The sequence below is a fragment of the Synechococcus sp. BL107 genome (assembly GCF_000153805.1).
Taxonomy (GTDB): Bacteria; Cyanobacteriota; Cyanobacteriia; order PCC-6307; family Cyanobiaceae; genus Parasynechococcus.
In genome coordinates, this window is sequence record NZ_DS022298.1 from 965,137 (window position 1) to 979,891 (window position 14,755).

General features: G+C 56.5%; 20 protein-coding genes and 2 tRNA genes. 10 read left to right on the forward strand and 12 right to left on the reverse strand.

The window, feature by feature from the left end; translation table 11 throughout:
• The first annotated feature begins 128 nt into the window (after positions 1-128).
• A complete protein-coding gene (locus tag BL107_RS04965) occupies positions 129-488 on the forward strand; it encodes a DUF3067 family protein (protein WP_037988769.1) in 360 nt (119 codons plus the stop codon).
• Here BL107_RS04965 and tatC read toward each other — a convergent pair.
• The gene (gene tatC / locus BL107_RS04970; RefSeq protein ID WP_009789186.1) at positions 469-1,179 is read right to left on the reverse strand and encodes a twin-arginine translocase subunit TatC; all 711 of its coding nucleotides are present in this window, start codon (positions 1,177-1,179) and stop codon (positions 469-471) included. The two genes, BL107_RS04965 and tatC, sit on opposite strands and share 20 nt — an antisense overlap.
• Before the next feature lie 119 nt (positions 1,180-1,298).
• Entirely contained in the window at positions 1,299-2,969 is a 1,671-nt protein-coding gene (locus BL107_RS04975) for an NFACT family protein (RefSeq protein WP_009789187.1), read from the reverse strand.
• A 77-nt stretch (positions 2,970-3,046) separates the two neighbouring features.
• Between BL107_RS04975 and gmk the strand changes: the two genes are divergently transcribed.
• On the forward strand, positions 3,047-3,610 hold the full coding sequence (gene gmk / locus BL107_RS04980; protein ID WP_009789188.1) for a guanylate kinase: 564 nt from the start codon (positions 3,047-3,049) through the stop codon (positions 3,608-3,610).
• A gap of 86 nt (positions 3,611-3,696) precedes the next feature.
• Here the strand turns inward: gmk and psaJ are convergent, their stop codons facing one another.
• Together psaJ and BL107_RS04990 are read right to left on the reverse strand one after the other, a co-directional pair.
• Entirely contained in the window at positions 3,697-3,813 is a 117-nt protein-coding gene (psaJ, locus tag BL107_RS04985) for a photosystem I reaction center subunit IX (protein ID WP_009789189.1), read from the reverse strand.
• Positions 3,814-3,843: 30 nt separating this feature from the next.
• The gene (locus BL107_RS04990) at positions 3,844-4,320 is read right to left on the reverse strand and encodes a photosystem I reaction center subunit III (RefSeq protein WP_009789190.1); all 477 of its coding nucleotides are present in this window, start codon (positions 4,318-4,320) and stop codon (positions 3,844-3,846) included.
• A gap of 78 nt (positions 4,321-4,398) precedes the next feature.
• On the opposite strand from BL107_RS04990, the gene tsaD reads away from it, so the two are divergent.
• Together tsaD and BL107_RS05000 are read left to right on the forward strand one after the other, a co-directional pair.
• Positions 4,399-5,472 (forward strand): tRNA (adenosine(37)-N6)-threonylcarbamoyltransferase complex transferase subunit TsaD, encoded by a 1,074-nt coding sequence (gene tsaD / locus BL107_RS04995; protein WP_009789191.1) that lies wholly within the window; start codon positions 4,399-4,401, stop codon positions 5,470-5,472.
• Between the two features lie 37 nt (positions 5,473-5,509).
• Positions 5,510-5,695: a chlorophyll a/b-binding protein gene (locus BL107_RS05000; RefSeq protein ID WP_009789192.1), complete on the forward strand. Its 186-nt coding sequence runs from the start codon at positions 5,510-5,512 to the stop codon at positions 5,693-5,695.
• On the opposite strand, the gene BL107_RS05005 is transcribed toward BL107_RS05000, so the two are convergent.
• On the reverse strand, positions 5,696-6,514 hold the full coding sequence (locus BL107_RS05005; RefSeq protein WP_369791566.1) for a type IV pilus twitching motility protein PilT: 819 nt from the start codon (positions 6,512-6,514) through the stop codon (positions 5,696-5,698).
• A gap of 261 nt (positions 6,515-6,775) precedes the next feature.
• Between BL107_RS05005 and BL107_RS13220 the strand changes: the two genes are divergently transcribed.
• From BL107_RS13220 to BL107_RS05025, 5 genes are all read left to right on the forward strand, one after another.
• Complete coding sequence (locus tag BL107_RS13220; RefSeq protein WP_255344635.1) at positions 6,776-6,898, forward strand: hypothetical protein; 123 nt, start codon at positions 6,776-6,778, stop codon at positions 6,896-6,898.
• A gap of 136 nt (positions 6,899-7,034) precedes the next feature.
• On the forward strand, positions 7,035-8,147 hold the full coding sequence (wecB, locus tag BL107_RS05010; protein ID WP_009789195.1) for a non-hydrolyzing UDP-N-acetylglucosamine 2-epimerase: 1,113 nt from the start codon (positions 7,035-7,037) through the stop codon (positions 8,145-8,147).
• Positions 8,104-8,706, forward strand: a complete 603-nt coding sequence (locus BL107_RS05015; RefSeq protein ID WP_037988771.1) for a DUF1643 domain-containing protein — start codon at positions 8,104-8,106, stop codon at positions 8,704-8,706. Before wecB ends, BL107_RS05015 begins: the two co-directional genes overlap by 44 nt.
• 11 nt (positions 8,707-8,717) lie before the next feature.
• Entirely contained in the window at positions 8,718-8,963 is a 246-nt protein-coding gene (locus BL107_RS05020) for a hypothetical protein (protein WP_037988117.1), read from the forward strand.
• On the forward strand, positions 8,953-10,197 hold the full coding sequence (locus BL107_RS05025) for a sodium:proton antiporter (RefSeq protein WP_009789198.1): 1,245 nt from the start codon (positions 8,953-8,955) through the stop codon (positions 10,195-10,197). Before BL107_RS05020 ends, BL107_RS05025 begins: the two co-directional genes overlap by 11 nt.
• On the opposite strand, the gene gltX is transcribed toward BL107_RS05025, so the two are convergent.
• The 6 genes from gltX to BL107_RS05055 all read right to left on the reverse strand — a co-directional run bounded on the left by gltX (position 10,168) and on the right by BL107_RS05055 (position 13,091).
• Positions 10,168-11,604, reverse strand: coding sequence for a glutamate--tRNA ligase (gene gltX / locus BL107_RS05030; protein WP_009789199.1), 1,437 nt, complete (start codon positions 11,602-11,604; stop codon positions 10,168-10,170). The two genes, BL107_RS05025 and gltX, sit on opposite strands and share 30 nt — an antisense overlap.
• Positions 11,605-11,626: 22 nt before the next feature.
• Positions 11,627-11,700: transfer RNA gene (locus tag BL107_RS05035), tRNA-Asp, on the reverse strand.
• 267 nt (positions 11,701-11,967) lie between these two features.
• On the reverse strand, positions 11,968-12,156 hold the full coding sequence (locus tag BL107_RS05040; RefSeq protein WP_006043540.1) for a hyperconserved protein Hcp: 189 nt from the start codon (positions 12,154-12,156) through the stop codon (positions 11,968-11,970).
• 36 nt (positions 12,157-12,192) lie between these two features.
• Positions 12,193-12,265 (reverse strand) — tRNA-Trp (locus BL107_RS05045).
• A 61-nt stretch (positions 12,266-12,326) separates the two neighbouring features.
• Entirely contained in the window at positions 12,327-12,779 is a 453-nt protein-coding gene (gene rplS / locus BL107_RS05050; RefSeq protein ID WP_009789201.1) for a 50S ribosomal protein L19, read from the reverse strand.
• 27 nt (positions 12,780-12,806) lie between these two features.
• On the reverse strand, positions 12,807-13,091 hold the full coding sequence (locus BL107_RS05055) for a hypothetical protein (RefSeq protein WP_006169725.1): 285 nt from the start codon (positions 13,089-13,091) through the stop codon (positions 12,807-12,809).
• Between the two features lie 53 nt (positions 13,092-13,144).
• Between BL107_RS05055 and map the strand changes: the two genes are divergently transcribed.
• Positions 13,145-13,990, forward strand: a complete 846-nt coding sequence (gene map / locus BL107_RS05060) for a type I methionyl aminopeptidase (RefSeq protein WP_009789202.1) — start codon at positions 13,145-13,147, stop codon at positions 13,988-13,990.
• Here the strand turns inward: map and BL107_RS05065 are convergent.
• Positions 13,971-14,735 (reverse strand): SDR family oxidoreductase, encoded by a 765-nt coding sequence (locus BL107_RS05065; RefSeq protein WP_037988120.1) that lies wholly within the window; start codon positions 14,733-14,735, stop codon positions 13,971-13,973. The two genes, map and BL107_RS05065, sit on opposite strands and share 20 nt — an antisense overlap.
• Positions 14,736-14,755: the final 20 nt, after the last annotated feature.

Genomic DNA, 14,755 nt, shown 5'->3' on the forward strand with positions numbered 1-14,755 from the left:
ATCGCTCGAGGGAATTTGGGTCATGGCGGACGTTCATCCAGCACAGAATGGCAATCATTATGGAGGCAGAACGGCTTGTCACGCTTTGCAACGACTGGCCTTTCCTACCGTTCGTCAGCAAGATTTCTGTGCTTGATCAAGACTCTTCATCGGCTGTTAATCCCCTCGGTGTGGAGGAGGTGATTGGCTGTCTACGCCAGCGCTGGAGGGCGACTTACGACCTTCAACTGGTGGTGCGACGCCGCCGTCTCTACCTGCACGTGATGTGGGCATTTTTAGAGCAACAGTCCTTCCCCATGGATGAAAACAGCTATCGAGGCCACCTTGCAGAGGTCTTGGATGTTGTGAATCGTCTTGGTTTGGCGGATGAAGTGCGCAATTGGCTGTTTACAACGCGCGATAAACCACGTCTCGGGAAAGCGTTGAGCCTCCAATTGCAGTTGGAGGGACCTGAAGCGGAGAGCTTGCTTAAGGAGTTTCTGGTTTGAGTTTTTCGGTGAAGGCGACAAGCCCGACGCCAATAATGAAGAGACCTGTAATCGCACTGGCCAACAACAACATCGTGATTGGATCGGTGGAGGGGGTGAGTACGGCTCCCGCCAGGGCTGATCCCAGCACGACCCAGCGCCAAGCCCCGAGCATGGAGCGCCAGCGAACAAGCCCAAGAACGCCAAGTAAGAGTTGGAGCACCGGCAGTTGAAAAGCCAACCCTGTGGCCAACATCAGCAGTAAAACGAAATCGAGATAGCGCTCAATCGACCAAAGCGGTTCCACCACATCAGCCCCGTAGCTCACCAAGAAGTTCAATGCCGCTGGAACCAGGGCCCACCAGGCAAAGATGAGACCCACCAAAAACAACACCGCTGATCCCGCGACGGCCGGGGCAATTAAGCGGCGTTCGCGCACGGTGAGACCCGGCAGCACAAATGCCAATAACTGGAACAACACATAGGGCAGGGCGAGGGTGAGTCCCGCATAGCCGGCCACTTTCAACGAGACGAATAGGAACTCTCCAGGCGCGAGTTGCAGGAAGTGAATTCCCTTTGCAGGCGCTTCCAAAAGGCGAACGAGGGGTTTGACAACCACCAGGCAAAGCGCTGCACCGATGACCACCGCTAGAAGACTCTTCAGAACCCTTCCGCGCAGTTCTTCCAGGTGCTCCATGAGGGGCATTTCCACCTCATGGGGTAAGTCGACATCGTCTGGCCCTCGACCAATGCGAATCGGAGGAGGGGGTTGGAGCGCTGGGGGACCGTCGGGGCGTTCAGGCACGGACGCGGGAGGGGCGAAGGTTCAAGTCAGCCCGTCTTTTCAACCAAGCTAGGGGGAAAGAGGCGTTCCTTAATGCGTTGCGGATGTCCCCAGCGAATTTCACCTGATCCATGGCGCACGGTGCCGGGTCCTGCTCCAGCAATTCGCTGCAGTTGATCGGTTGGAACCATCACCACCGAGGCGATGGAGTTCCCCCGTGCTCGACTGAAGTAGGCGGCAAGATCCGTCGCGAGTTGAAGGTCGTCTTCATCCGCTGGAGCATTGGAGCTTTTAAGCACGACATGGCTACCCGGACATTCCTGGGCATGAAACCAAAGGTCGCCGCTACGAGCCTGGCGCAAGCTGATCCAGTCGTTCTGCCGATGATTGCGACCCACTTGAACCAAGATGCCACTGGGGCTCGTGAGCTCCAGTGGTTGAGGCTGGTTCTGTTTTTGCCGACGTCTTGATTGCGGAGGCTCCCCTGGCGATAGAAGATCGTCGAGTTCCCGTTGAAGTTCCTGTAAGCCGATTTTTCGAGCTAGGTCGTCTTGCCACATCGCATCGAGTTGCTCTTCGATAAAGCCTTCGCTGCCGTGAATTAAAGCGAGGCGTTGCTGGTGGTGATCGATCCGTTCATTCAGGATTGCAACGGACCGTCGCAATTTTCTCGCCCGTTTGTAGAGCTTTTGTGCTTCGTTGATTTGGTCTCGGTTGGGTTGCCGCAGAGAAAGCAGAGCATCAGCTTGTTGCTGAATCTCGGCATGGTTTTCGGTGGCCTTGAGTCTCTGCTGTTGGTCGTTTAACTCTGACTCTTCTTTGGAACGCCAGCGCTCGATTTTGTGCCGCAGCTCCTCTTGGGCTTTGGCCAAGACGCGTTGCCCGAGCCGTTCTTGATAAAACTTGCCTAAGCCAAGGGCCAGCGAATCTTGCGTTGCCGCTGGATTCTCTCCCCAAACGCGGTAGCTCCCATTGGGATTGGTTTGGAGTGCAAAGGTTTCCAGGTCCATCTGCTCTAGCCATCGACACCAGCGGCGATGCAAGGTTTCCCACTGTTCAGCCTTCAGCTGATCCACAGGGGTTGTGAGCCAACTCCCCGCCAGTTGAGTGGCCAATGCGGGGCTAATCCCTTGATAAGTCTGTTGAAGAGCCTTCTTGAGCGGGATCGGAATCAAGCTCAGCCGCTCTTGCCAGCGTTCGAACCGCTCCGTTTTGTCCGGTCGATGTCCTTGAAGCGGGGGAGGTGGGCAGTAATCGTCGCCAGTGCTGATCGGACGAATTCTGGATTGATGGTCGCGGACCTGTCGTCCGGGAGCGATGACGCGTCTTTGCTCATCAAGCAACAGCAGATTGCTGTGGCGACCCATGAGTTCTAAGACCAGCACCCGTTGAATGGGCTCTCCTGGTCTGGGCGCGAAGTGAAATTCCACCACGCGCTCGAACCCCTCTTGGTGGAGCTTCACAAGGGCTAATTGACGCAAGCTGTGTTGGAGTTGCTGCGCCAAGGTGCTGCCAGCCCCCTCTCTGGGTGGGGCCTCGATTGCAGTGAGGCGGGGTGAGTCTGCTTGCCAGCTCAGTTCGAGCCAAACCATGCCCTTAAGGCTGCGAAACCCCAATTGAATGGTGCCTGGGCTGGGTTGTTGTGCTTTTTCGAAACGACTGGGCAGAACACGGCCGCGCAGATCCCACAGCACCGCCCGCAGGGTGGTGAGATCCATGGGTTGAAGACTGGCCGTCGCTTTCACCAAATGGCAGTGGGAAGCTTCCTACTCTGCTTGCTCACGTAGTTCTCCGGATGGCACACAACGGCAGGCTCACCGTGCTTACAGGTCCAAGCGGCGTTGGTAAGGGAACGTTGGTGAAGCGACTGTTGGAGCAACATCCTGAAATTTGGCTCTCCGTTTCAGCAACAACAAGGGATCCGCGCGCTGGGGAAGAAGAGGGGGTGAGTTATTTCTTCCACCCCCGCGACACCTTTGATGCGCTTGTCGAGTCCGGCGGATTGCTCGAATGGGCTGAGTTTGCCTCCAATTGCTACGGCACCCCCCGTGCTCCGGTGGAGCAGCAGCTTGCGGCCGGTCGGCCTGTGCTTTTAGAAATTGAGCTTGAGGGTGCCCGGCAGGTGCGTCGTAGCTTTCCTGACGCTTTTCAGGTGTTCCTCGCTCCCCCCAGTTTTACGGAATTAGAGCGGCGGATTCGAGGTCGGGGTACCGACACGGAGGATGCGATTCAACGTCGACTCGCCCGAGCCAGTGAGGAGCTCAATGCCCAAAACGAATTTGATGCGGTGGTGATCAACGACGATCTTGATCAGGCGTTGAAACAGCTCGAGACGCATATGCAATTGCCTGCTGATTAAGCGACGCCTTACCCAGCATCAGCTCATAAAAAAAGCCCCCTCTGGAAGGGGGCTTTGCCAGATATTTATCTAGCGCTTGAGACCCATTACATCGGGTGGAACAGAAGATCAGGGAAAAAGCGGTTCCATTCGATCAGGATTCCAGCGGTTGCTGTAAACCAAATCGCTGCAACAACGGGAGCGGTGGTGAGAAATTTTTTCATGGGTACCGACGGTGGTGAGTGGGCAGTGGATCAGCGCGGGGAGACGGTCACCTTGGCGTCGTCTTCCGTCAGTTTTCCACTTGTTAATTCGCCAAAGGCTGCCAGGGGCCAGCTAGCAGCTGCCAAGAGGCTTTTAAACGCAATGCTGAGATCGATTTGGATCTCATTCATGGCTGCGTTCTTGCCACGGGTTGCTTTGAGATATTCGCGACCAGCCCAACCAATACATCCATTGATGTAGAGGAACATGATCCCGGGAAGGACGAAGTCACCGGCGTGGCTCCAACGGCCATCAACGATGAGATGGGGCAGACCATCTTCTCCGCATACCGCTTGGCTGTACATCTCAAACCGGGCTTTCGCCTGGGGTGTTGAAGCAGCAGAAGCGCGTTGCTGGAAGCGTGCGCTTTCAGCGCAGGGGGTTAAGCCGGCCACATCCGCCTTAGCGACGGGGGCGAAGCCGAACACCAGGAGGGTCGAGAGCACAACGGCGAAAAGACGACGCATCGGACGATTCCTGTTTTAAAACTGCCCGTTGAAAGGCAGGATGTCTCTTGCGGAGAGTAGGGGAGGGCCCAGACCAAAATGCATACCGTGCTTGCCCTCGAAACAAGTTGTGACGAGTCAGCCGCTGCGGTTGTACGCCACAAAACCGATGGCAGCGTTGAGGTTTTGGCGTCTGGGATTGCGTCACAAGTTGAGGAGCATGCTCTCTGGGGTGGGGTTGTTCCAGAGATTGCCTCGCGTCGTCATGTGGAGGCTTTGCCCGCATTAGTGCGGGCAGTTTTGCGGGACTCCGGGCTGTCGATTTCTGAGTTGCATGCGGTCGCAGCAACCGTGGCACCAGGCTTGGCAGGCGCTTTGATGGTGGCGTCAGTGACGGGTCGCACCCTTGCGGCTTTGCATCAGGTGCCTTTTTTGGGAATTCATCACCTCGAAGGGCATTTGGCATCAGCCGCCCTGGGTGAGCATGCCCCCGCTCCTCCTTATCTAGTTCTTTTGGTGAGTGGTGGTCACACCGAGCTGATTCGTGTGGGTCTCCACGGAGAGATGGAACGACTCGGCCGAAGTCATGACGATGCCGCTGGTGAAGCCTTTGACAAGGTGGCTCGGCTGCTGGGTCTTGGGTATCCGGGTGGTCCCGCGATTCAGGCCATCGCTGCTTCAGGGAATTCCAAACGTTTTTCACTGCCGAAAGGACGGATCTCTCTGCGGGGTGGTGGATTTCATCCCTACGACTTTTCCTTCAGTGGATTGAAGACAGCCATGTTGCGCACTGTTGAGTCGTGCCAGTGCTCTGGGGGTGAACTGCCTCTGGCCGATCTCGCGGCCAGTTTTGAGCAGGTGGTGGCTGATGTCTTGGTGGAACGCGCTATCCGTTGTGCCCTTGATCACAACCTCACGCAGCTTGTGATGGTGGGTGGTGTGGCTGCCAACCAACGTCTAAGACTCCTGATGGCGAAACAGGGCAATCAGCATGGTGTTGGCGTATCCATTGCTCCTTTGGCGTATTGCACCGATAACGCCGCCATGATTGGAGCCGCAGCGCTCAACCGGTTGAAGCGTGGGATGGTGTCGTCAAGCGACGAAACAGGGGTAGCAGCTCGCTGGCCATTGGAACGGGCTGATGCGCTTTACGAAGCTTCACCTGCCTTTTGAAAAATGCCCTTAAGGTGGCACACAAAAAAGGGGGGGCATGGCAGATCAGTCAGGGCAAAAAACAGCAATGCAGACCTCTGAACCCGTGGGATCTGCTGAACTCAACGAATGGAAGCGCGGCTTCACACCTCAGGCGGAGATTTGGAATGGACGGCTCGCCATGATTGGTTTATCTGCAGGAATGGCCGTGGTGCTGGTGTCGAGGGTGTTCAACGCGGGTTGATCAATCTCGTCCGCGTAGGGCCTGGGCGAGCTCATGCGGTTTCAAGCTCACCGCAACAGCTCGATCTGATGTAACGCGATACGCTTCAACAAGGGCTTGAAGCGATTGATTTGATGTGACCATGCCATCAAAACTGCTTCGCGACATGATGTCTTCCACCTCATCAAGGCATCCCTGCTGGATGTAATCCCTGCAGGCATCTGTATTGACCAGGATGTCGTGATAAGCAGCCCGTTTGTTGTCGTTGGTGCGAATCAGCCCCTGAGCGATCACCCCAACTAAGGATTCGGAGAGTGATCGGCGAATGCTGGATTGTTCCTCAGGCGCATACATCCCGAGCACTCTCTCTACGGTTTTAACTGCTGAGTTGGTGTGCAGCGTCCCAAACACCAAGTGACCGGTTTGAGCTGCTTCAAGCGCTGTTGAAAGGGTCTCCTGATCTCGGATTTCCCCCACCAGGATCACATCTGGATCTTCTCGTAAGGCGGCCCGCAAGGCGTGATGGAACTTCAGGGTGTTCAAGCCCACTTCGCGGTGACGAATCAGGGACTTTCGGCTTTCATGCACAAATTCCACCGGATCTTCGATAGTGAGGATGTGGCAGGTTTTGTTGCGATTGATCCAATCGATCATGGCGGCCAAAGTTGTGCTCTTTCCAGATCCAGTCGGTCCTGTCACCAGCACGAGTCCCTTGGGACGTGCTGCTAAATCTTTGAGCACCTCTGGAAGGTTGAGCTCCTCCATGCTGAGGATGGTTTGAGGGATGAGCCGCAGCACCATCGCTGGGCCACGCAATGAGCAGCACCATCGCTGGGCCACGCAATGAATCGAGCAAATTGATCCGCACGCGCACGAAGGGAAAAGCAAAGGCGCTGTCGAGTTCTTTATTCCGATAAAAGGAATCGATTTGCTGCGGCGAGAGAATTTCACGAAGCCATCCCTGAAACACCGCGTCATCGGTGGTAGGCCAGTCGGTGGTTTGAATGTCGCCACGCGCTCGAAAGCGCGGACGTTCTCCCACGCCAAGGTGAACATCCGAATGTCCCGCGTTATCGGCAATGCGCAGGATGGTCTCCAGGGATGGGGATCCTTTTGTGCCCCGCACGTCCGGAGTTGTGGCCTCCGCAGTGGATGCGGCTTGAGAAGGTGATGCCGGAGAGGGAGGATTGGCTGAGTTGCCGGCAGAGCGCGGCGGAAAGCTAGGAGGAAAGACCGGCTGATCCAACGATCTTCGAGACGATGTGATTCCAGGATCGTTCCGATGTGGCTGCTGGCAAGTGATTGATGGAGGTCTCAGATTCCTGAACGCCCGTAGGATCCCTCTACACGAGCGGATTTCATGGCCGATCAGCCCCGCGTCACCATCGTTTTAGGGACGCGCCCTGAGGCGATCAAGCTCGCTCCTGTGATCCGCACTTTTCAAGCGTGTGAGGCCCTAACGACCCGGGTTGTGTTGACCGGTCAGCACCGGGAAATGGTGACCCAGGTGATGGATCTCTTCGGTTTGCAAGCCGACAAGGATCTCAACTTGATGGCACCACGCCAAACATTGACCCACGTCACCTGCGCTGCGTTGCAGGGCTTGCGGGACGATTTTCAGGATTTTCCTCCCCAGATTGTTCTGGTTCAAGGGGATACGACCACGGCATTTGCGGCCGGTTTGGCAGCGTTCTATGAGCAAATACCGGTCGGTCATGTGGAAGCGGGTTTACGAACCGACAACCTGTTGGATCCGTTCCCCGAGGAAGCCAATCGACGTTTGTTGTCTCAGATCGCCACATTGCACTTCGCTCCGACCCTCAAGGCTGAGCAGAACCTTCGTGCATCTGGGGTTGTTGGAGACCTTTCGGTGACAGGAAACACCGTGATTGATGCGCTGTTGTTGATGGCAGAAAAAGCGCCTGAGGTGCAGTTTGAGGGGCTCGATTGGACATCCCAGCGCGTGATTTTGGCCACGGTCCATCGACGCGAAAATTGGGGAGATCGCTTAACCGACATCGCATCGGGGATTCGATTGGTCTTGGATCGTTTCCCCGACACCGCCCTCTTGCTCCCACTGCATCGCAATCCCACGGTGCGAGACCCCTTGAAATCCCTCTTGGGGGATCATCCGAGGGTCTTCCTAACCGAGCCGCTGGATTACGACCGCCTCGTAGCGGCGATGAAGGGGTGCACGATGTTGCTCACCGACTCCGGTGGACTTCAAGAAGAAGCACCAGCCCTTGGTAAACCAGTGCTTGTACTGCGTCGAACCACCGAACGCCCAGAAGCGGTCGATGCCGGTACGGCTCGGCTGGTTGGCACCGATCCCACTGTCATCTTGGAGGAAGCTTCTCGTCTTTTAGGGGATGCAGAGGCCTACGAATTGATGTCTCGAGCGGTCAATCCCTTTGGTGATGGGCAAGCAAGTGCGCGCATCCTCGATCTCTGCCGGCGCCATCTCGGCGTCTAACGCAAGCTTCAGTGCCAACCGTCAGTATCGCTGGTGGTTGCATCGTCAGTGGACGTTGGGGTTGGGACTTCTGTTGTTTATTGGACTGAATCCTTCCCGAGCTGACGGAAAGCGTGACGACCCCACCTTGAGGAGGCTTCAGACATTCGCGAAGTCGTGGGGATATCAAGAATTATTGGTGGTCAATTTGTTTGGGCGAATTTCCCCCCATCCAGCCGTCCTGCAACGTGCCAGCGATCCGGTAGGAGTCGACAATGACAAGGTTCTTCAGGTCTGTTTTGAGCGTTGGGCCTGTGATCCTCAGATGGATTTGTGGTGTGGCTGGGGTGTGAGCGGTGGCCGTGGCCCCCGTGCCCGTGATGTCCTTCGCATGCTTCAACCGCTGAGTCGGCAACGGCAAATGATCTGTCCAAACTCAGACGGTCCCCTCAGCTTGGCGTTGACGCAATCGGGGGAACCGCGGCATCCGCTTTATGCCCCCCGGCAATCGACGCTGAGCCCCTTTCATTGGGCAGAGACCAGAGCAATCCGCCATCCTGAGGCAATCACTACGGATTGACGTCTGCGCTGATGCCTCGCACCCCCCGTCGCTATGCCGTGCATCTCCACCTCGTGGGAGGGCAAACCGAACGAGTGTTTTTCCCGAAATTAGAAACCTTTCAGGAGTGGTATCAGGGGGTTGTTAATGCGGAGACTCAGGGAGGTTTTGTGAATGTACCGATGAGCGACCTGGATGGTGAGTACCTCGTTGTGCGTCCGCAGGCGGTGATTGGTGTTCGGGTAGAACCACAGTTTTCGGCAGTCGATGACGCCTGAGCGGCTTGGCCTGCTGTGGGGAATCACCGTGTTCTCCGGGGCAGCAGCGCGTTTGGTGGCGGCCTTCTCCGGGTTGCCCGGGGTGGTTTTGCTCTTGCTTTCAGGACTGTTGATTGGGCGGTCGGGGCTAGGGCTTGTGGAACCCCTCGATCTCGGCCCGGGCCTCGGGACGATCGTTGGACTCCTGGTCAGCCTTGTGCTCTTCGACGGGGGCATGAACCTCCGTCTGCCTGGCGACACGATTAAGGCAACGGTGCAGCGCATCGCTGTTCTGCGGTTGGTGATTTCCCTTGGTGGTGGCTTGCTTGCGGCCCATTGGTTAGCGGGTCTGAGTTGGTCGGTGGCAGCTGTGTTCAGTGCAATTGTTTTGGCCACAGGCCCAACTGTGGTTACCCCGTTGGTGCGTCAAATCCGCTTGGCAGCTCCGCTGGGGGATGTGCTGGAGGCTGAAGGTCTGCTGTTAGAGCCCATTGGGGCCGTTCTTGCGTTGTTGTTGTTGGAGTTAGTGCTCGGGAACCTTCATGGCTGGAGGGAGCTGGCGATTGGTTTGCTATCCCGGCTTGGTGGTGGAGTGTTGATTGGTGCGGGGGTGGGGTGGCTTCTCTCAGAGGTGTTGCGTCGTCTTAAGCCTGAGCAATCCTCTGGTTTGCCCTTGCAACTGAGTTTGGGGATGCTGTTTCTGATGTATGGCGTCAGTGAGTGGCTGTTGCCGGAATCAGCATTGCCTGCGTCCGTTGCGGCGGGAATCGTTGTGGGGCGTCGGCCTGGCTTTTACACAGCTGAATTTGAACGTTTGATTCAAGAGCTAGCGCAGTTGTCGATCACGATGCTTTTTCCCTTGCTGGCGGCGGATGTGTCTTGGGCTGAACTCAGTCCTTTGGGCTGGGGCGGAATTCTTTGTGTTCTCACGTTGATGTTTGTCGTGCGGCCTATTGGTGTTGGTGTTGCCACGATTGGGTTGCCATTAGACCTCCAGCAAAGGTTGTTTCTCGGTTGGCTCGCGCCCCGTGGCATCGTCACGGCGTCTGTGGCCTCGTTGTTCTCCATTCGTCTGGAGCAAGCCGGAATTCTTGGAGCTGGCCGTTTGCAGGGTTTGGTTTTTTTAACGATTTTGATGACTGTGGGCTTGCAGGGGCTGACAGCTCAGCCTTTGGCGCGAATGCTGGGGTTGATCCAAACGGATTCGGAGTCCGGCGAGGAGGAATCAGCTGAGGCAGCGCTGAAGGCGGGGTAAGTCGTCGCTAATTTTTGCCAGTAGCGACCAAGTGGTGAGGAGGTCGGGGCCCTGCAAGCGACCCAGAAGTGCAGCGCGCAGCGATTTCATCATCACGCCTTTTTTCACCCCAGCAGCTTTCGCCGCATTGCCAAGAAGTGTTTGGGCCTGGTCGAGATCGGTTCCCATCCACCGCTCCGCTTGGAGTGCATCGACAAGATGACCGATGGCAGCCTTAGCCCCTTCGCTCTGAAGCTGGTTGAGCCCATCGTCTTCAAGATCTGGACATTCAAAAAATGGTGCGGCTTGGTCGACACCGTCGTTCAGCAGCGTCAGAGAAGGGCCAAGTAACTCACAAAGCTCTAAGGCCCAGCCTTTGTTATCACTGGGGATTGTCCAGCCGTTCTTGAGCCAAAGAGGACGAAGCACCTCCAGGAGTTGTTCTGAGCTCCAGCCATGGAGCACCTGGGCGTTTAACCAATTCAGTTTGTCCCAGTCAAAGCGTGCTCCAGCTTTGTTGACTCGATCAAAGCTGAATTGATCGGCGGCTTCCCTCAGGGTGAAGCGTTCCTCCATTCCCTCAGGTACCGACCAGCCCAGCAAGGTCATGTAATTCGCAATCGCCTCGGCCGTGTACCCCATCGAGCGGAACTCGTTGATGGACGTGACGCCATCCCGTTTCGACAGTTTCTTGCCGTCTGCGTTGAGGATCAGTGGTGCATGGGCGAAGGTTGGCGCCGGAAGGCCGAGGGCCTCGTACAGCAGAAGTTGCTTCGCTGTATTGGCAATGTGGTCTTCACCACGGATGACATGGGTGATCTCCATGGCGGCGTCGTCCACCACAACCACGAGGTTGTAGAGGGGATCACCGATTTGATCCGCAGGAGCGCGTCTGGCGACCACCATGTCGCCACCAAGATCGCCCCCTCGCCAACGCATTGTGCCGCGCACCAGGTCATTCCAGTGGATGTTCGCATCGTCATTGATGCGAAAGCGGATCACAGCATCCCGACCTTCGGCTTGAAATGCGGCTTCTTGCTCTGCGGTGAGATTTCGGTGGCGGTTGTCGTAACGGGGAGCCTGGTTGGCTGCCTTTTGTGCATCCCGCATGGCCGCCAGCTCAGATTCGTTGGCGTAACAGCGATAGGCCAGGCCGTTGTCGAGGAGTGTCCGAATGGCGTCGCGATGGTGTGCGACCCGTTCGCTTTGAATTACAGGGTCCTCTGACCAGTCGATTCCGAGCCATTGGAGGCCCTCAAGAATGTTCTGGGTGAACTCCGGTTTGGATCGTTCCTTATCGGTGTCTTCGATGCGGAGCAAAAAGACTCCGTTCTGACTTTTGGCGAAAAGCCAATTGAACACGGCAGTTCGTGCTGTGCCGATATGCAGCGTGCCCGTTGGGCTTGGGGCCAGACGAACGCGCACCATTGCCGCATCGGATAATTAAAAACGGGACCGACGGGATTCGAACCCGCAACTTCCGCCGTGACAGGGCGGTGCTCTAACCGATTGAACTACGGTCCCAGATCTGATTGGATTCGTCCAAGACGCGCTTGAAGGAACCAGACCTGTGTCGCATGGCGACCAAGTCAGTATCAACTGCCGCCCTGCCCTCCGTCAACAACTCGATAGGAGAGGTTGTGCAAATCAGCTTGAAGGGTGTCAATAAGGAGGCTTGTGCGAAAACGTGTCCAATCTCGATCGAAGCCAAGACAAATACCCCAATGGAAAAACCATCGGGGTATTCGAATGTGTCAGGGCGACACGATGATCGAAGCCGACTGGACGTCGTCAGGGACGAAATCCAGCGGGCTCGATTAGACGGACTTGGTTGCCGCGGGCGGTGAATTCACGACCTTGGTCGCTTTGCACAACCACACGACCACCAGATTTGACGCGGATGACACGGGCGCGGACCCAGCCAAGAGCGGCTGACTCCAACACCTTCACAACATCACCAGGTTGAAGATCCAACTCCATGCTGAGACTCGAGAAACTGCACGAGGGGTCATCGGACGCGCCGTGGAGGACTTGAACCCCCGACATCAGGTTTTGGAGACCTGCGTTCTACCAACTGAACTAACGGCGCAAGGCGATGAACCCCTCAGCCAACATTGATGTTGGCGACTGGATTGAACGAGGTCGAAACCTCAGCGATCGAAGCGCTGCTTCACGCGGGTGGCCTTGCCCACCCGTTCCCGCAGATAGAAAAGCTTCGCCCGACGTACTTTACCGCGCCGTTCAACCTTGATGTTGGCGACTTGTGGGCTATGGACCATAAACACGCGTTCAACGCCGATTCCTTGGAAAATGCGTCGGACAGTGATCGTTTGATTCAGTCCACCGTGGCGCTTAGAGATCACCACCCCTTCGTAGGGCTGGACACGCTCGCGGTTCCCTTCGCTGATCCTGACGCCGACACGAACGGTGTCTCCGACATAGATCTCGGGAAGATCATCTTTCTGTTGAGCGCTCTCAAACTCGCGTATGAGCTCTTCCGCACAAAGCTTCTTCGAAGCTGCCGCAGGCTTTGCCTTGGTCGCCACGGTTTCTTGTTGAGTGCTCTCTTCGGTCACCGTGGTGTCCTTCTGGTCGGCCGCCATCCCAGCTCCGCGTTTATCGCCAAAGAATCAGTGTACCTGTCGTCGCCAACGTTCGATCAAAAGAGCGAGGCCGGTGATCAGCATCCAAAGCAAGCCAATGGCATTCATCAGCACCACAACTGGTTCGAGGGTTGGTCCTAACCACTCCCCTTCGTGCAGGGTCATTAACCAGTGCACTTGCTCACGGCTGGCTCCAAACCAGTCGCGGGCAAGGCGATAGCCAACGCCAGAGCAAACAGTGACGAATAACGGCAGAAGGACAAATGGAGCGATGCGTTGGTGGAGTTCGCGCACGCGCACAAGCAACGTCATGACCTACACCCAACCGCAAGCCGTTGATAGCGTGACCAATATTGAGCAGGCCAATGAATCTTTTCGCCGATCTGCTGGCCACAACTCAGGCAGCTCAGGGACAAACCACTGCAACCGGACCACGAATTCAGAAACGACGCGGGGTGGAGATCAAGTCTGCCCGCGAAGTCAAGATCATGCGCCAGGCCAGCAAAATCGTGGCCACCGTTCTCCGAGAGGTGATGGCCATGGTGGAACCAGGGCAAACCACCGGAGATCTTGATGCGTTTGCTGAACGCCGCATCCGCGAAATGGGAGCGACTCCCAGCTTCAAGGGTTATCACGGCTTTCCAGCAAGCATCTGCGCCAGTATTAACAACGAAGTTGTCCATGGCATCCCGAGTGCCAAACGTGTGATTCACCGCGGCGATCTCCTCAAGGTGGATACCGGTGCCTATTTCGAGGGGTATCACGGGGATAGCTGCATCACCGTTTGTGTTGGGGACGCATCGAAAGAAGCTCAAACCCTGAGTCGTGTCGCACGCGAATCGCTGATGGCTGGCATCGGCCAGGTGAAAGCAGGCAATACGCTTCTCGACATCGCTGGCGCCGTCGAAGACCACGTCAAAGCCAATGGTTTCAGTGTTGTTGAGGATTACACCGGCCATGGCGTGGGCCGCAATCTCCATGAAGAACCGTCGGTGTTCAATTTCCGTACTGACGAGCTGCCGAATGTGACGCTTCGTCCTGGGATGACCTTGGCGATTGAACCGATCCTGAATGCGGGGAGCAAAGGCTGCCGGACGTTGCGGGACCGTTGGACGGTAGTTACGCGGGACGGTGCGCTTTCTGCGCAGTGGGAGCACACCGTTTTGGTCACCAGTGATGGTTGTGAAATCCTTACCGATCGGGGCGACTGAGGATTCGGCTGTAAATCCGTCTTCCTAGCTCGGTGACGGGCATTAGGAGATAGGTCAAGGGATTCGGCGTCACGATGATCAATCTCAACCCCCAGCTGGCTTGGTTTAAAACCTGATTGGCAACCCAATTGGCGTCCATGATTCCGATTGGGTTGAGATCGGACCGGAACGGACCTAAGACAAGTTTTCTGATCACCAATTGGTTGCGTTCGTCCGCAGGACGCGTGGCTCCCCGCAAACTCACCAATTGGCCCAACAAGCGTTTGGAGATCTCATAAACAGGGCTCACTGCGGGTTGGATTTCTGCTTCTGATGTGTTGATCCAAATCTCCATGGGCGTCTCTCGTCCTTGATGCTTTCTGATGTTGCAGCGACTGATCTCCTCGTAGCGCTGCATCAGGCGCCAACTGCTGAGTGCATTGATCTCCAAGGCTCGGTTCACGTCCTCAGGGCTCTGACTGCCTTTCGGATTGATGCCGTGGTTCAGCACCAGAACATCGAACTGTGCCAAGTCACCATCAAGGGCGATTTCGTCGCCGCACTGCCAGGAGATCCAACGGTGGGGCCCCTCGTCGTCTTTGATCTGGGGAGGTGAGCTGTGGGTCAGGCCAACAACTTCAGCACCCCTGGCACGAAAAGAGCGCGTCAGGGCACAGCCGAGCGTGCCGCTGGCACCGGTGATGCCGATGCAGCGGTTCTGATAGGTCGTTGGTGTGAGCTGGTCCATCCCTCCAGCTTGCGGCATCCTTCAAATGGATCATCGGC

Excerpts from the sequence above, each read along its gene's own strand:
- BL107_RS04975 (WP_009789187.1), bottom strand. The coding sequence starts at position 2,969 with ATGGATCTCACCACCCTGCGGGCGGTGCTGTGGGATCTGCGCGGCCGT.
- gmk (WP_009789188.1), top strand. The coding sequence starts at position 3,047 with ATGGCACACAACGGCAGGCTCACCGTGCTTACAGGTCCAAGCGGCGTT.
- psaJ (WP_009789189.1), bottom strand. The coding sequence starts at position 3,813 with ATGAAAAAATTTCTCACCACCGCTCCCGTTGTTGCAGCGATTTGGTTT.
- BL107_RS04990 (WP_009789190.1), bottom strand. The coding sequence starts at position 4,320 with ATGCGTCGTCTTTTCGCCGTTGTGCTCTCGACCCTCCTGGTGTTCGGC.
- tsaD (WP_009789191.1), top strand. The coding sequence starts at position 4,399 with ATGCATACCGTGCTTGCCCTCGAAACAAGTTGTGACGAGTCAGCCGCT.
- BL107_RS05000 (WP_009789192.1), top strand. The coding sequence starts at position 5,510 with ATGGCAGATCAGTCAGGGCAAAAAACAGCAATGCAGACCTCTGAACCC.
- BL107_RS13220 (WP_255344635.1), top strand. The coding sequence starts at position 6,776 with ATGGGGATCCTTTTGTGCCCCGCACGTCCGGAGTTGTGGCCTCCGCAG.
- wecB (WP_009789195.1), top strand. The coding sequence starts at position 7,035 with ATGGCCGATCAGCCCCGCGTCACCATCGTTTTAGGGACGCGCCCTGAG.
- BL107_RS05020 (WP_037988117.1), top strand. The coding sequence starts at position 8,718 with ATGCCTCGCACCCCCCGTCGCTATGCCGTGCATCTCCACCTCGTGGGA.
- BL107_RS05025 (WP_009789198.1), top strand. The coding sequence starts at position 8,953 with ATGACGCCTGAGCGGCTTGGCCTGCTGTGGGGAATCACCGTGTTCTCC.
- gltX (WP_009789199.1), bottom strand. The coding sequence starts at position 11,604 with ATGGTGCGCGTTCGTCTGGCCCCAAGCCCAACGGGCACGCTGCATATC.
- BL107_RS05040 (WP_006043540.1), bottom strand. The coding sequence starts at position 12,156 with ATGGAGTTGGATCTTCAACCTGGTGATGTTGTGAAGGTGTTGGAGTCA.
- rplS (WP_009789201.1), bottom strand. The coding sequence starts at position 12,779 with ATGGCGGCCGACCAGAAGGACACCACGGTGACCGAAGAGAGCACTCAA.
- BL107_RS05055 (WP_006169725.1), bottom strand. The coding sequence starts at position 13,091 with ATGACGTTGCTTGTGCGCGTGCGCGAACTCCACCAACGCATCGCTCCA.
- map (WP_009789202.1), top strand. The coding sequence starts at position 13,145 with ATGAATCTTTTCGCCGATCTGCTGGCCACAACTCAGGCAGCTCAGGGA.
- BL107_RS05065 (WP_037988120.1), bottom strand. The coding sequence starts at position 14,735 with ATGCCGCAAGCTGGAGGGATGGACCAGCTCACACCAACGACCTATCAG.